This window comes from Pseudomonas floridensis, from assembly GCF_002087235.1.
Taxonomy (GTDB): Bacteria; Pseudomonadota; Gammaproteobacteria; order Pseudomonadales; family Pseudomonadaceae; genus Aquipseudomonas; species Aquipseudomonas floridensis.
This window is the reverse complement of record NZ_MUIO01000012.1, coordinates 72,587-87,620: the sequence shown is the minus strand read 5'-3', so window position 1 is coordinate 87,620 and position 15,034 is coordinate 72,587. Positions and strand designations below refer to the sequence as shown.

The following is a 15,034-nucleotide window of genomic DNA, read 5'->3' as shown; positions in this document are numbered from 1 at the left end:
GGCACCGGCCTCAGAATTGGAAGTACAGAAACGGAACCGTTTCGCGGCTGGCGATCAGCGCGAACGACAACAGGAACCCTGCGACCGGCCACCACGCAGCGCCCGCCACAAAGGCCGAATGACGGCCAAACCGCTGTTCGCAACGCGCCTGCCACACCGGCGCGATCACACAGGCCACGCCCAGCAACGCTGCCATGCCATGCGCCGGACGCAGCGTCACAGCCAGCGCGTCACCCAGTCCCAGATCGTGCAGGCCGAACTGACCGGCATACATCGCCATCGCGGTCGCAAAGTCAGGCGCACGGAACAGGGTCCAGGCCAGGCACACGAACAGCAGCGTCAGCAAGTGCGCCAAAGGTCTCGGGATACCCGGCAGACGGGAGCGCGACCAGGCACGATCGACACACAAGGCAACACCGTGCGCCGCGCCCCATAGCAGGTAATTCCAGCTGTCCCCGCCATGCCACAGCCCGGCGATGGCCATGGTCAGGAACAGGTTGCGATAGGTGTTCCAGACCCCATGCCGATTGCCGCCCAGCGCGATGTACAGGTAGTCCCGCAACCAGCTGGACAGCGACAGGTGCCAGCGACGCCAGAAGTCCTGAATGCTGCTGGCCAGATAAGGCCGGTTGAAGTTTTCCGGAAAGTGAAAGCCCAGCATCAGGCCCAGACCGATGGCCATGGCGCTGTAACCGGCGAAGTCGAAGAACAGCTGCAGCGAGTACGCCAGGCAACCGATCCAGGCATCGACGAGCGACGGGTTCGGCAGATGAAACGCCACGTCCACCAGCGGCGACAGGGTATCGGCGACCAGCACTTTCATGCTCATGCCGACCATAAAACGCCGCGCGCCCAAGGCGAAATTCTGCCGGTTGAAGGAGCGCTGCACCAGCTCGCGGCGTACCCAGTCATAGCGGATGATGGGACCGGCAATCGAATGGCCGAACATCGAGATATAGGTCGCATAGTTGATGAAGCTGCGCTCGACCGGCACCGTGCGCCGATGCACGTCCACCAGGTAGGAAATCGCCTGCAACACAATGAACGACAACCCGGCCGGCAGCGCCACACGCTGCCATTCCATTGGCATCGCCCCATACCAGGTCACCAGCTCATTCCAGCTCCCGGCCACGATGTTCGCGTACTTGTACCAGCAAAGCACCGCCGTATTGAACACGATCAACGCCGCCAGCAGGCGCACCCGCCCCCGCGAACCTTGCCGCGCCCGGTCCACCAGCAGACCGCCGACCCACGCAACGATGGTCAGCACGATGTGCAGCGACAGAAACAGCGGGCTCAGCCAGCCGTAGAACAGCCAGCTGCCCATCAGCAGGATGACGTTGCGCCAAGCGGCGGGCGCCAGCGCATACACCAGCACAAACGCTGGCAGGAACACCATCAGAAACTCAAGCGAGGCAAATACCATGACGACGACGAGGCTCGATCAGTTAGACAGCGTGTCCATCGCCGACATCAGGCGCGGCCCCGTGGCGGAAGGCACCAGCAGCACGCTGTAGCGCTCACCGGCCTTGAGGTCTCCCAGCACCAGCGGCGCGCCGACGTTCGCGTTGGCGCAGACCAGTTGCACCGACAGGTTCACCGGGTTGATCGAGCGCCGCTGCAGAGTGCCGGTCGCCACGGCCTTGAACAGATCGGCCGTGCGCCCGGCAGGACGCAGGCTGGCATCGGCACACCCGGCGTCGAGGCTGAAGAACGCCAGTGACGCCTTCAGTCCGTTAAAGTCGTCCGGCTGCTCACGCACGGTCACCTGACTCACGCCGCCTTCGCTCTGCGGGATCACCACCACCGTGGCGAACTCGCCGGGTTCGACGCCAACATCCATGGGCAGCGCTTGCTGGCCGCTGGTCAGCAGGCCCTTGAGCGAACGGCTCGCCTGCACCGGGAAGAACGTCGAGACCGGCTGCGCAGGCGCAAGCGTCAACGGCGCCTGCCCTTCGCTGGCCTGCACTTGCAGCGGCGCGGCAGCGGCATTGATGAAACGAATGAACGCCGAATCCTGCGCGGGGCCGGTGGGGTACAACGCCACCTCAGCCGCCAACGCGTTGAGACTCAGAACAGGGCAGATCAGCAGTGCACCGAAACGAGCGATCATTTATGCGCATCCTTCACAGCCGGCGTTTCGAGCAGTGCCTTGCTAATGCTGTCACTCCAGGTCTTGTAGCCCGGACCGGTCAGATGCTGGCCGTCCACCGTGGCCCACTGGCCGGGTTTGGAAAACTGCAATGAATCGATGTAGCTGCACGGCGCAACGTTGGCAGCGAGGAATTTGGAAGTCAGTTCCACTCGTGCAAAGGTTTTGCCGTACTTGCCACCTTCGGTGCCCCAATTGGGACCGACCCAGGCGCAACGTGTACCGCTGGCGGCGATTTCCTTGGTCAACGCGGTGGTCTGCTGCCACAGCCAGGCTTTCGGAAACGCCGGTTTGGTGTAGCTGGCCATGGTGTCGCCCATCACGATCAGAACCAGATCCGGTTTGTCGCTGGCCAGCAGTTCACCGATCGGCAGGGTCGACGCCTTGCTGCCCAGCACCTCGGTCTTTTGCGCGTCACGGCGCTCGGCTCCGCCGCAGGTGCCTGGCGTGGCTTTGAGCCAGTCTCCGGCGTTGGCCCCGCAGATGCCCAGCGAGTGAACCTTGGCGCCTTGCTGGACCAGGTTGTCGTGCAAGGTATGGATCAGGTAATCAGGCGTTGCCAGATGGCTATCCCCGATGATCAAAATCGTCATGCCCGCAATAATCGATGCTGTTGCCACGCTGAAAACTCCTGCTACTGATTGGAATACGGGGAGCGATAAGGACTGACCGGCAGGGCCATCAGCCCGGCGAAATCCTCGAACATGTAGCGCAGGTACACGCCGCCGCTCCACTGCTTGTAATCCCGGGCGTTATCCAGCCCGAAATTGCCCCCCAGAAAGAAATTGCTGCCCATGCGGTACTCGGCCGCGGCGGACAGGTTGTAACCCAGACCGGTCTTGTTCTGGCTGGCGTACCGGGACGGCACGCTGGCGCCCGACGCGGTGACGGTCTGTTGCAAGGCACTTTGCATGTCGTTGTCGTTGGGGAAATACGGCACCGAATCCTGCTCGATGTGTTGCAGGCCCACCGAACCGCGCAGCGAGTAACTCAAACGATCGGTGCGCTGCGACCAACTGACCGGAAAGCCGATCGAGAAGAAGTTCTGCGGGCTGAAGTAACCACCGTTGCCGTAGGTGAAGAAACTCTGGTTCTTGTCGTAACTGACGGCGGTCGCGTTGATGCCCGCCGTCGCCTGCGTGCTGTCGTCGTTGAGCAGGTACCAGTAGCTTCCGGCCCCCGCCTCGACACGGCTGTTGTCTTCGACGTTATTGCCGACCAGTTTGTGCACGGCCCCGCCGCCGTAGACACCGAAGTCTCCATTGTCATAGCCCACTTGCAGCCGTGCGCCGTTGGCCGTGACACCGCCCCACTCGAGGCCGCTGCGCGCATCCCGCGCCCCGGCGAAAGACACCAGGCTGTCGGTCACCGAGCGGCGCGACAGGTTCAGCCCGTAACGCCAGTTGCTGCCTTCGGCGAACGAGCGATCCAGGCTGATGCCGCCCACCACGGTGCTGTACAGAAAGCCCATGGGGCTGGTGCCGACATCGCCTTTGAGGCCCAGCTCAGGATTTTCATAGGCCACGGCCAGACCGATGCCGTCGTCTTTCTGGGCACCGGGCGAGCCACTGTTCGAGGCGTTGAGCTGGCCGGAACCAAAGCGGGTCTGCGCTTGGTCACCAATGCCGCCCGCGTTGAGCCAGACCGGCGTGACCCGCAGCGCCAGACGGTCATCCCCCACCGGCAGGCTGACTTCCAGCGGTGCCTGCACATCGGTGAGTTTGCTCAGGCCAGACTCACTGTTATTGCTGCGCACCGCCACGCCCTGGGTCACCTGCGGGCTGCGTTCCTGCCGGATCTGCGCCAGCGCCTGCTGCGCCGCCTGACGTTCGTCGAGTGCCGGATCGGCCTGCTGGCGGCTGCGCTGATTAGCTGCGGACGATGCAGAACGTTCAGCGTTATCTGAACCCATCAACGTCCGCGAAGCCAAGCCCGGACCGGCTGCGGCAGGCTGTTCGGCTTCGCGTGCGGTCTCGAGCTGGACCTGCGCCGGTTCCGGGATCTGCGACAGGCTGCTTTGCGCCAGACGCGACTGGCTACGCTGACCGGGCAACCCCACGAACGGGTTGGCCGCCACCGCACCGGCAAATGGATTGGTCTCGGGCTGACTGACAGGTGCCTGCAAAGCCACCGCACGTGAATACAGTTCAGCCGCTCTGGCGCTCTTGCCGTGGGCGCGATACAGCCCGGCGGCCGTCGTCAGAATCTGTGGGTCGTTCGGTGCCAGTTGCAACGCCTTGTCCATCGCCTCTTCAGCCTGACGACGTTCGCCTGCCTTGCTCAGCGCCTGAGCCAGACCTGATTGCAGGTCGGGGTCCTGAGGGTTGGCGCTCACCAGCGGTTGATACAGCGTGATGGCTTTACGCGGATCGTTGTTGGCCAGGTGCATGCGCGCCAGTGCGGCCACCGCCTGAGGGTCCTTGGGACGCTGGGCCAGTGACGGCGCCAGTGTGTCGTAGGCCGCGACCAGATCGCCCTTCTCGCGCAACTGATCGGCCTGACGGACGCTGTACTGAAACACCGCGTCTTCGTAGCGACGCTGCTCGCCGGGTTGCAAGGGCTGGCCTTGCAGTTCATGGAGAATCTGGCTGGCCTGGACGTCGTCGCCGGTCTTGAGCAACAGGCCGACATAAGCCAGGCGCAAAGACGGCGACGGCGCGCTGCTCTGGGCCATCGTCTTGCGCAGCATCGCCAGGGCGTATTCGGCCTGACCGGCCTCGACATACCCCTGCGCCACAACGCCCACCTGATCATCGCTGGCGCTGGCCTCGCCCTGGCGCAACAGCGCGACCGCCTGCTGACGCTCACCCTGACGGACCAGCGTCGAGGCCTGTTGCGCCAGGGACTGAACCTGAACATCCCGCGCCAGGGCCTTCATCACGGGTGTGCGCTGCGCAGCCGGAATGGCGGCGAGCGAACGTTGCGCGGCCGCCCAGTCATTCAACTGGCTGGCCAGCAAGGCACTGACATACAACGCCTGCGGGTCTCGCGGGTTGACCTTGAGCAACTCATCGACTGTCTTGCGCGCCTGATCGTCGGCCCGCGTCAGTACATACAGACGCGCCAGATCGTAGCGAGTCCAGGGGTTCTGCGGATCATTGCGCACCGCGTCCTGCTGGGCGGCAATCGCGCCCTTCAAGTTACCGGCGCGCTCAGCGTTTTGGGCCTGGCCGACGGCCACCGCCGCCCGCAGCGGACGCAAATCGCCCAGACGCTGCCGTTGAGCGGCGCTCAGACTTTCAACCATGCGCATGGCCTCGCTCGCCTGACCATTGCGGGCCATGAGCGTGACCAACCCTTCAACGGCCTCGGCATTGTCCGGATCAAGGTTCAGCGCCTGCCGGTAACCCGCCTGCGCACTGTCCGGTTGACCTTGTTCAGCCTGCAGGCTGGCGAGGGCGAGAAGCCCTTCGATCTGGCGTGGCTTCATCGCGATAGCCCGCTGCAACAGGCGGCTGGCACCGGGCAGATCCTGACCGGCACGCGCATCACCGGCCTCGGCAAGCAAAGCCCAATAACGGTTGGCGTCCAGCGCCTGCTGCCAGCGTGGATTGCCGCCACGGCCAACGGCGCGACCGAGCAACTCGTTGGCATCACCGAATCGCCCCTGACGCTGACGCACCACGCCCAGCCCGCCCATAGCGTCGGCGTCCTGCGGCTGCTCCTTGAGGCGTGCCTGGAACGCCTGCTCGGCGCTGTCCAGTTGATTGTCCTGCAGCGCCTTGAAGCCGCGGCTCAACAGTGGGCTCTGTTGCGTGGGCGCGTTAGCACCGGCGGCGCGAAGGGTCAGTTGGGTACGAATTTCACTGTCGTCCGGATGCGCCTTCAGATAGCCCTCGAACAGAGCAACCTCGGCAGGACGCGGCGGACCCAGCCAGAGCAGTGCCTGACGCCAGCTTTCGGTGGCTTCACCGCCCAGCTCCGGCAGCGTCGACAATTGCGCCAGCCGCCGAATGCCTTCGATACGCGTGGCTTCGTTGCGGATCAGCAGCTTGGCCAGCACCAGCCGGACCTTGGCATCATCCGGCTGTTGCTGCAGCAAACGCTCCAGGCCCTGGCGCGACTCGTTCCAGCCATTGCTGGCGTAACCCAGATAACCGTAGAACTCCAGCGCCAGATCGCCCTGCGGCGGCTTGCCTGCCAGCAACTGGCGATACAGCACGATGGCCTTGTCCAGCTCGCCGGACTCAGCCGCCAATCGCGCATCTTCCAGACGTTGCGGCGCATCGCCGGTCTGCAAGGCAATAGCCTGCTCCAGTTGCAGGGTCTGCGGCGCGCCAGGGTAAATCGCGCGCAATTGATCCAGATAACCCTTGGCGCCCGGCAGGCGCTTGGCCTTGAGTTCCAGCAGGCCCAGGTTGTAGATCGCGTCGATCTGCTGCGGGTCGAGCACCAGCAGCTTTTTCCAGACCTGCGTGGCCCGCGCCGAATCGTTCTGGTTCTGCCAGTAGCGCCCCTGCTCCAGCAACGCCTGGGCGGCGCTGTCCGGCGCAGCGATGCCCGAGGAGCTGAACAATGCCGCGAATACGCTTGAAACGATTACTGAGCGATGTGCGCGCATGTCGCCTCCCAGGCAGTGTGCAATTGGCCGTTATCGAAGAAGTGATAACGCTGGTCCATGAAGCCGAGGGCGAAAAGGCTCAGCACGAAGTGGTAATACGGCGGCTGGGCGACTTTGAGCGCATCGGCCGTGAGGCTCTGGGCCATGCCTTCGCGCACGCGCTGCGCCTGCGCGTCACGCAGGGCCGGTTGCCCAAGCGCGTCCAGGTACGGCAGCAGCGCGGCGGAAAAACCGAATCCGGTGGTGCCGCTCGAAACGCCCGTCCGGGTCTGAACCTTCTCCGGCGGCTGGCCGCTGTCGGCGGTGGCGTTCAACATGCCGATCACGCTGCTCAGTATCGGTCTGGTCAACGGATCGTGACGCGGCATCAAGCCGGCCCACAGGTACACCCGGATGGCGTCATAGCTGCCCAGATCATCCTTGACCGGGTCAACGATGAATTCGCCCTTGCCGGTTCCGGTCTCGCGGTAAGACACCCAATCGGCCACGAAACCTTTTTTGCCAACCGACTTGAGCAGCGTCGCGGTGTTGCGAGCGATTTCGTTCCAGGGTCCTGTCGGGTCGACACTGGCGAAACGGCGCAGCAGCGGGACCGGCATGTAGCTGGGGTTAAGCTGCCACAGGCCCGGTTTGATGAAGCTGCGAAAGCCCGGCATCAGCATCTTGCCCAGGCCCGGCAGGTCGGCGACTTCCTGCGCGACGACATTGCGCAAAAGCTGTCGGGCTGAACGCGTGTAGTCATCGCGGTGCCAAAGCCGTCCGGCTTCCAGCAGCGCGTAGGCGAACCAGAGGTCGGCATCGGACGCGGAGTTGTCATCCAGCAGGCGCCACGCGCCTTTTTCGTCACGCCCCCACAACCAGCCGGGCAGATGCGTCGCCGCATCGCCCTGACTCAGGTTGTTCTGCGTCCAGCGCCACAAAGCCTCGAACGCCGCCTGATCATTGGCCACCAGGGCGAAGAACATCGCATAGGACTGGCCTTCCGAAGAGCTGTGCTGTTGCGGCGTACTGGCGTCCAGCACGCGTCCGTCAGCCTGAACGAAATGCTCGTGAAACGTCCGCCAGAGCGGCCACTGCGTCTGCTCGCAGTGCTCGGCCGCAGCGAGACTCGAGGCACTCAGCAGCGTGATCAGGCTCAGGGCCCGACGGGCCCAGCGAGGCAGAACGATCATTGCTCGAGCCTGCGTCGGGCCAGCGAACGCAGGGTCAGGTAAGTCACAGCTGTCACCAGAGACACACCGACCGCCACGATCAGCAGCAGCCACAGCACATTGCGCGACATCAGCCATTGCAGGTATTTGATCGGGTTCAGATCGCCAACGTAATACCGCTGCTCGGCCACCAGCGCCTCGACCGAGTCGCCATGCACCACCACCAGACTGCCCTGCACCTTATCGCTGGTGCTCAGCGCTCGGGTGACACTCGCCAGTTCGTCCGGTTGGCCGCTGGAGATCAGCACCACGCTGCGCCCTTTCTGAAGCGGCGATTCGAAGCCGGTCAGGAAGGTGTTGCGCTTGTCGCTGGAGAACGTCATCGCCACCCGCGCGCGTCGCTGATTTTCATCAGGGTCGGGGCTCATCCACTCACGCAGGCGGAACGACAGGTCCGACAGTTCGAAACCCTGTTGGCCCTCGCCGGCCATCGGCAGACGGTCGGCCCATTGCTTGAGCAACGGCTGGCTGGCGGATGAAGAGATGACCAGAATGTCCTTGTCGGCGGCACTGGCGATCTGCGCCGCCTGAATCACCGAAACATTCGTCGCCGGGTAACCGGTGGACTCGCCAAAGCGGCCGAGCACGCTCAGGTACGCCGTGACGTCTGCCGCAGTAGCGTTGTCATCCAGCACCACAGCCGTCTGAGAAAGATCGGCCATGCGCGTGAACGGGAAGCCCGAATCCTTGAATACACCCAGATTCGGCATCGCGATGAAATGGTCATAGCCGCTGAAATCCAGGCTCGATTCCGGGTCGATGCTGCCGCGCATGTTGTCGATGATGATGTCGCCACATTCGCCCTGCTTGAGGTAATCGAACATGTAGCGCAACTGCAGGCGCGATTGCAGCGCTGCAGCATTGAGCGGCAAGTACAGGCGCGCTTCGCGGCTGATCGTGTCGTTGCCGCCGGTGAGTCTGGCGACGATCGAACTGCCCAGGTTTTCAACCGATGGCAGCGGCTCGGCCTTGATCAGGGTGTCGTTGAGACTGACCATGATCGAGGAGTTGTTGGAGCGCTCCTGCGGCGTGTAGCGGTATTTGAGGTTCAATGGCACGCCGTCTTCGCGCCAGTTGAACAGGTCTGGCGGCAGGTTCAACGGCACGGTGATGTCACCCGGATCGTAACCGGCCACGTTGAGTTTGTTGACCGGCATCAGCTCGCCCAGTTTGACCGGACGATCGCTGGGCAGCCAGTTCGGGGCGTCATAGGGCTTGCGCGGCTTGAGCGTATCGAGGCTATTGATCAGCGCGCTGCTGCCGACCAGGCTCTGGCCTCCGACCACCAAGGCATTGACGGCCTGCTTGAGTTCGGCCGAATCGCGACCGGTGATGACCAGCAACTTGCTGTTCGGGTCGCCCGGATGGGCCATCATCGTCAGGGTCGGGCCTTTGGCCGCAGGCATATTCAGCGCGCCAAGCTGCAGCGGGCCGTCACCGTTGAGCAGGACCAGCGCATTGCCTTTGGCGGGCAATTCGTCGAAGTGCGCCGGGAACGTGGCCATGCGCGAACGTGTCTTGGCCGCGCCGATCCACGAGGCCAGCGCGCCCGCCGCTTCCAGCGTGGCGTTGTCGGGCGATGCGCCCATCACCACCGGCAGGGTCACGTCACGATCATCGCGGCGGTCGAAAAACGGCAGCGGCAGGATCGACAGGTCATTTGGCAACACGAATGGCGTGACCCGGATATCCAGGCGCGTGTCGTTGTTGATGCGCGCCCACAGGCTGGAATGCTTGGGGTCTTCGCAACTCATCGTGTAGTGACCGATGAATTGCAGGCTCAGACGGTTGAACTCGGTGATCATCTGCGGCGGGATTTCAATCACTTGGGTCTGAGGCTTGCCCGCGCCGTCCTTGGGCAGCGCCAGCGTGGCGGCCACTTCATCGTTGATCATCACGTTGATCTGCGACAGATCAGCCAACAGCGAAGGCGAATAGCTGTAGCTCAGTTGCAGGCTGGCGCCGGTCACCACCTGATCGGCGCGCACGTTGAAGTTGACGCTGTCGGTGGCTTCGACACCACGCAGCGTCATGGGGTAGTTACGCCCCAGCTGTTTGAGCGACACGCTGTAGCCATCGTCCGCAGCGGCCGTTTCGGCCATCGCGATCCCGCCACTGGACAGCAGAGACAGTGCGCACGCCAACAGCGCCCATGGGCGCCGCGCAGTAAAGCGCTCGGCGCCGAGAAAATACCGTTTAGTCATTACAGCCTGTCCATCAGTTAGCGGGAGGGGAAGAAGGTCTTTTGCGTAACGGCAATAGCCTGGCGAAGTCTTTGCGGGTGGCCTTGAGCAGCTCGACGATGCCGCGAACGCCGATATGGCTGACTTCGCGCAACGCCATCAGCGGCGTATCCCGCTTGCCATGCCCCCAGGTCGACGCCCAGGTGTCGGCACGCCCGAAGGTCAGGCGCACCAGTTCGCTCTGCTGGCGCAGCGATAAATCGTCGAAACGGGCGCCCAGATAGCCGTCGCGGCAGAACATCACCCTGGCCGGAAAATCGTTGCTCTGCGCGCCGCGAAACAGCGAAACCGTGATGGTGTCGCCGCTCTGGATTCCGGCATTGGCGGGCAACACCAGGCCCAGCCCGGTCTGCGAGAAATCCTGGGTGGTGCTGTCGAACGCCACGCCGTCGGCCCGCGTAATGCGGATCGGCAGTTTGGCCTGCACGCGGGGTTCGGCGCGCACCTGCCGAATCTCGCTGGCCACGGCAATTGCCGCGCTGGTGATGATGATGTTGTAGATCGTCCAGGCCATGTTGATCACGATCGTCAGCGTGATCGCATCGTTGTTCCAGCCCAGCTCATAGAGGGTCATCAGGCCGATGCCGAAGACCACTACGTTCAGGGTCAGCAGCACGATGTAAGGCCGCGCCAGCTTCCAGTCGAAGAACTGCTCCTCGATCACGCCGCCCTTGTCGGTGACGTTGAAACCACCGAATTTCGGATTGACCAGCGCCATCAGAACCGGGCCCATGATGTACCAGGCCAGCACTGCCTCGTAGACCTCGTTCCAGAAAGAATGCCGGAAGCGGCCCTGAATCGCCGAGTTGGTCAGGCTCGCATGCAGGATGTGCGGGATGACGTAGGCGGTGATCATCAGCGCCGAGGCGTGCATGATCTGCGCGCCGAATAGCAGATAGGCCAGCGGCGCGGTCAGAAACACCAGACGCGGCAGGCCGTAGAAAAAGTGCAGCATGGAGTTGGCGTAACAGAGCCGCTGGCCCAGCGACAGGCCCTTGCCCAGAAACGGATTGTCGGTGCGAAAAATCTGCGCCATGCCCCGCGCCCAACGGATGCGCTGGGCCACGTGACGCGACAGGCTTTCAGTGGCCAGGCCCGCCGCCTGCGGGATCGCCAGGTAAGCGGTGTTGTAACCGGCACGGTTGAGCTTGAGCGCGGTGTGCGCGTCTTCGGTCACGGTTTCGGTGGCGACGCCGCCGATTTCCAGCAGCGAGGAGCGACGCAGAACGGCACAGGAGCCACAGAAAAACGTAGCGTTCCACAGGTCGTTGCCGTCCTGCAGCAAGCCGTAGAACAGCTCGCCTTCGTTGGGCACGGTGCGGAAGGTGTCGAGGTTCTTTTCGAACGGATCCGGAGAGAAAAAGAAGTGTGGCGTCTGCAGCATCGCAAGCTTCGGGTCCTTGAGAAACCAGCCCATGGTGACTTGCAGAAAGGAGCGGGTCGGCACGTGGTCGGCATCGAACATGGCGACGTATTCGCCATCGGTAACCTTGAGCGCTTCGTTCAGGTTGCCGGCCTTGGCGTGCCGATTGTTGTCACGCGTCACGTAGCCCACGCCGATCTGCTCGCAGAACTCGCGAAAGTCTTCACGCCGACCGTCATCCAGGACATGAACCCGCAGCTTGTCTTTCGGCCAGTCCATGGACTGCGCCGCAAAGATCGTCAGTTTCACAATGCTCAGCGCTTCGTTGTAGGACGGAATGAACACGTCCACCGTCGGCCACTCACGGATGTCGCTGGGCATGATCACCGGCTTGCGGTGCAGCGGCCATGCGGTCTGCACGTAGCCCAGCACGATCACCACCAGCGTATAGAACTCGGCCACGACCAGGCCGTAGCCCAGCAGGCTGTCCAGCCAGTTCTCGAAATCCAGGGTCGAGGTCAGACGCCAGTACATGTAGCGCAACGAAGCGAGCAGTGACAGGACGACCAGCGCCAGCACCGGAATGCGGCCGGGCAGCCTGCGAATCATCAGCATCGCGGCGAAGCACGCGAGCCCGAAGATGCACTGGGCGTAGAGGTCCAGCGGCACGGTGATGACCAGCGCCATCAGCAGCAGACCGACGACCGCCGCTGTGGTTTTGAGGATTCGCTGCAGGCGGTTCGGCAGACTGACGAAGCCGGTTCGCCAGGCATTCAGCCACAGCGAAGTGCGTGTCCGGGGTGCGGACACGTCGAGTGACAGGTCGGTCATGACACTGCAGTCCCTTGAATATCCTGATCGAGCAGACGGGAAATCAACGTGTGGCCCAGCATCAGCAGGTCCTGAGTGCCTTGAGCGGCACCCGGCGCGAGCACCGGGTTATGGCCGTACGCCAGGGCTTCTGCGAGCGCATCGTCCTTGTGTACGGTGCCCAGCAGACGCTCACCCAGACGACGCGACATCACTTCACGCATGTCGCGGCAGAACGTGCGCGAGGCATCGAACTGGTTGATGACGTAATCGCAAGCGGGCGGCTGTCGGTTCGCCAGCGTCGGCTCGACCCACCCTTGCACCTGATCGAGGGTCAGGTAGCAAGCGGCGTCGGCGGTGAGCACCACCAGAATCTGGCTGGCTACTTTCAGGGCCTGCTGCAGTGCTTGTGAATCGCCACACGGCACATCGAGCAGCACCACATCGCGGGCGCTCAATTGCATGCGGGCGATCTGGCGCGTCAGCCAGTCGGGGTCGTTTTCCTGAAAATGCTGCAGGGCGCGACGCTCGTCCGGCTTGAGCGAACCGTAGGGCAGCACGTGCGTGTCGGCTGAACCTGGCAGCAACAATTCACGCCAGTTTTCCCCGCTCAGACTGGCATCCCCCAGCCCCGCGATATCCGGACTGACATTGAGGTGATGACGCAGCGCGTTCTGCGGGTCGAGGTCGATGGCCAGGGTCATGCCACCTGGCAACTTCATCGAACTGGTCAGCGCGGCACATACGGTACTTTTGCCAACCCCGCCTTTGGCCGCGATCACAGCGATCACGTGTGCCGGCGTCTTCAACGGCTCGTCCTTGGGCAGCGATTGCGTCAGGGCTTCATGGTTGCGCGCCAGCGCTTCTGCCTGGCGCGCCTGGGCGACTTCGGTCAGCAGGTGGGCCAGAGGCGCAGCTTGAGGCGGCAACGGTTTTTCAACGGGCGGTTGCGGCAGCGGCGCTTGCAACACCACCGGATTGATCACGCGTTGCAGCGCCACGACTGGCTTTGGAGCAGCGGGTGTTTCCTGGTAATCCAGGTCGTTTTCGATCTCAAAGTAACTGTCAGAACTCGCGCCAAAACGCTGAAACAAACTAGCCACATCATCAGCACGATTCATTCAGTAAAACCTCGATGAAGGTCCTCAACCACAGACCCAGCTGAAAAGCATTAATACTAATGTGTAATATCACTATGATGGTGTCAATAAAATGCTATATGACAACTACAATCCACCGACGAGCGGTAAATTGGCGAACATAAGTCATATTATTGGCGCTGAAAAACCGTGGTTTTGAATGACTTGAAAGGAGCGCGAGGCAAGTGACATGTCGCGTACGGATAAATGACCTGATGGGCGCCATTCATCCGCACGGAAAGGTTGATAGCAAACTCAATAATTTGCTTGTTTTATGGGGTTTCAGCCACTTGAGGAAGCGGCATATTCTTGGGCCATAGCAGCCAGATATTACCTTTCTGCTTCATGTCGCCAGCCAGCTTGCCCGCCTCCTCGCCCGTTCCCCAGAACAGATCCGCCCGGACTTCACCGGCAATGGCACCGCCAGTGTCCTGGGCGGCCACCGGACGGACCACACTGCTGCCATCCGGACGCGTCGTGGACAACCACAGCAGACTGCCCAACGGAATCACCTTACGGTCGATCGCCACGCTATAGCCAGCCGTCAGCGGCACGTTGAGCGAGCCGCGTGGGCCTTCATTGCTGTCCGGGTTACGGCCGAAGAACACATAGCTCGGATTGCTGCCCAACAACTCGGGAACACGTTGCGGGTTCGCCTTGGCCCAGGCGGCAATGGCGCCCATGGTCACCTCTTCCTTCTTCAACTGGCCCTGCTCCACCAGCCATCGCCCGATGGCGCGATAAGGGCGGCCGTTCTGGTCGGCATACGCCAGCCGAAGTTGCGAGCCATCGTCCAGCCGCACGCGGCCCGAGCCCTGAATCTGCAGAAACTGCAAGTCCATCGGATCGGTCAACCAGGCCACGATCGGTGCATTCAGCCCCTGCGCGCCGATGGTGGCGGCATCGTCATAGGGCTTGAGCACGCGACCTTCAAGACGTCCACGCAGACGCTTGCCTTTGAGCTCGGGATAGACACTGTCCAGATTGACCACAATCAGATCGTCCGGAACGCCATACACCGGCACGTTGGCGGTCTCGGTCTGCGTAAGGCTGCCGGGGTAGACCGGTTCGTAATAGCCGGTGATCAAACCGTCGGCGCTGCCATTGTCGGCGCGCAGGCTGTAGACCTGCAGTTGATCGTGCAGAAAGGTACGAATCTCTTCAGGCCCCGGCGCAGTCGCCAGGCCGTTCGCGGCGCCACAGGTCGGTCCCCAGACCGCATCCGCCTTCAGCCGCGTGCAGGCGCTGCGCCACGATGCGAATCCAGCCTGCAAGTCGGCATCGGACACCGCGGGCAGCGCGTCCCAGTCGGCCTGAACGTAAGTGGTGTGCGGCGGTTTGGGTGCGGGGGCGGGCTTGTCGGATTTGTCACACGCCGCCAGCATTGCAAGCAGCGGCAAAGCCAGCGTCAAACGGCGTTGCCAGGGTTTGAAAGAGATCGTCATCAGCGCGAATCCTTATACAGCCGCAGCAGGCATGAGGGTAAAAAGCGTCATTGTGGCCCAAGCGAGCGCTGTCACCTAGTGGGGTATTTCTGAAACATCCCATCGAGGCT

9 protein-coding genes are annotated in these 15,034 nt (G+C 62.8%); all 9 read right to left on the bottom strand.

What is annotated here, in order from left to right; all coding sequences use genetic code 11:
* Positions 1-10 precede the first annotated feature (10 nt).
* The 9 genes from BZK31_RS04235 to mltA all read right to left on the bottom strand — a co-directional run bounded on the left by BZK31_RS04235 (position 11) and on the right by mltA (position 14,924).
* The gene (locus BZK31_RS04235) at positions 11-1,426 is read right to left on the bottom strand and encodes an MBOAT family O-acyltransferase (protein WP_083181484.1); all 1,416 of its coding nucleotides are present in this window, start codon (positions 1,424-1,426) and stop codon (positions 11-13) included.
* A gap of 18 nt (positions 1,427-1,444) precedes the next feature.
* Positions 1,445-2,113 (bottom strand): alginate O-acetyltransferase AlgF, encoded by a 669-nt coding sequence (locus tag BZK31_RS04230; protein ID WP_083181482.1) that lies wholly within the window; start codon positions 2,111-2,113, stop codon positions 1,445-1,447.
* On the bottom strand, positions 2,110-2,745 hold the full coding sequence (locus BZK31_RS04225; RefSeq protein WP_083181537.1) for an SGNH/GDSL hydrolase family protein: 636 nt from the start codon (positions 2,743-2,745) through the stop codon (positions 2,110-2,112). The genes BZK31_RS04230 and BZK31_RS04225 overlap by 4 nt, the downstream gene beginning before the upstream one ends.
* 41 nt (positions 2,746-2,786) lie before the next feature.
* Positions 2,787-6,713 carry a cellulose synthase subunit BcsC-related outer membrane protein gene (locus BZK31_RS04220; RefSeq protein ID WP_083181480.1) on the bottom strand — a complete coding sequence of 1,309 codons (3,927 nt, stop codon included), beginning with the start codon at positions 6,711-6,713 and terminating at the stop codon, positions 2,787-2,789.
* Positions 6,692-7,885 (bottom strand): cellulose synthase complex periplasmic endoglucanase BcsZ, encoded by a 1,194-nt coding sequence (bcsZ, locus tag BZK31_RS04215; protein WP_083181479.1) that lies wholly within the window; start codon positions 7,883-7,885, stop codon positions 6,692-6,694. The genes BZK31_RS04220 and bcsZ overlap by 22 nt, the downstream gene beginning before the upstream one ends.
* The gene (gene bcsB, locus BZK31_RS04210) at positions 7,882-10,128 is read right to left on the bottom strand and encodes a cellulose biosynthesis cyclic di-GMP-binding regulatory protein BcsB (protein ID WP_083181477.1); all 2,247 of its coding nucleotides are present in this window, start codon (positions 10,126-10,128) and stop codon (positions 7,882-7,884) included. Before bcsB ends, bcsZ begins: the two co-directional genes overlap by 4 nt.
* A gap of 13 nt (positions 10,129-10,141) precedes the next feature.
* Positions 10,142-12,361, bottom strand: a complete 2,220-nt coding sequence (bcsA, locus tag BZK31_RS04205; protein ID WP_083181476.1) for a UDP-forming cellulose synthase catalytic subunit — start codon at positions 12,359-12,361, stop codon at positions 10,142-10,144.
* Positions 12,358-13,461 (bottom strand): cellulose biosynthesis protein BcsQ, encoded by a 1,104-nt coding sequence (gene bcsQ / locus BZK31_RS04200; protein ID WP_083181474.1) that lies wholly within the window; start codon positions 13,459-13,461, stop codon positions 12,358-12,360. The genes bcsA and bcsQ overlap by 4 nt, the downstream gene beginning before the upstream one ends.
* Positions 13,462-13,751: 290 nt before the next feature.
* The gene (mltA, locus tag BZK31_RS04195; protein ID WP_083181473.1) at positions 13,752-14,924 is read right to left on the bottom strand and encodes a murein transglycosylase A; all 1,173 of its coding nucleotides are present in this window, start codon (positions 14,922-14,924) and stop codon (positions 13,752-13,754) included.
* Positions 14,925-15,034: the final 110 nt, after the last annotated feature.

Coding starts and splice junctions, on each gene's coding strand:
- BZK31_RS04235 (WP_083181484.1), bottom strand. CDS start 1,426: ATGGTATTTGCCTCGCTTGAGTTTCTGATGGTGTTCCTGCCAGCGTTT.
- BZK31_RS04230 (WP_083181482.1), bottom strand. CDS start 2,113: ATGATCGCTCGTTTCGGTGCACTGCTGATCTGCCCTGTTCTGAGTCTC.
- BZK31_RS04225 (WP_083181537.1), bottom strand. CDS start 2,745: ATGACGATTTTGATCATCGGGGATAGCCATCTGGCAACGCCTGATTAC.
- BZK31_RS04220 (WP_083181480.1), bottom strand. CDS start 6,713: ATGCGCGCACATCGCTCAGTAATCGTTTCAAGCGTATTCGCGGCATTG.
- bcsZ (WP_083181479.1), bottom strand. CDS start 7,885: ATGATCGTTCTGCCTCGCTGGGCCCGTCGGGCCCTGAGCCTGATCACG.
- bcsB (WP_083181477.1), bottom strand. CDS start 10,128: ATGACTAAACGGTATTTTCTCGGCGCCGAGCGCTTTACTGCGCGGCGC.
- bcsA (WP_083181476.1), bottom strand. CDS start 12,361: ATGACCGACCTGTCACTCGACGTGTCCGCACCCCGGACACGCACTTCG.
- bcsQ (WP_083181474.1), bottom strand. CDS start 13,461: ATGAATCGTGCTGATGATGTGGCTAGTTTGTTTCAGCGTTTTGGCGCG.
- mltA (WP_083181473.1), bottom strand. CDS start 14,924: ATGACGATCTCTTTCAAACCCTGGCAACGCCGTTTGACGCTGGCTTTG.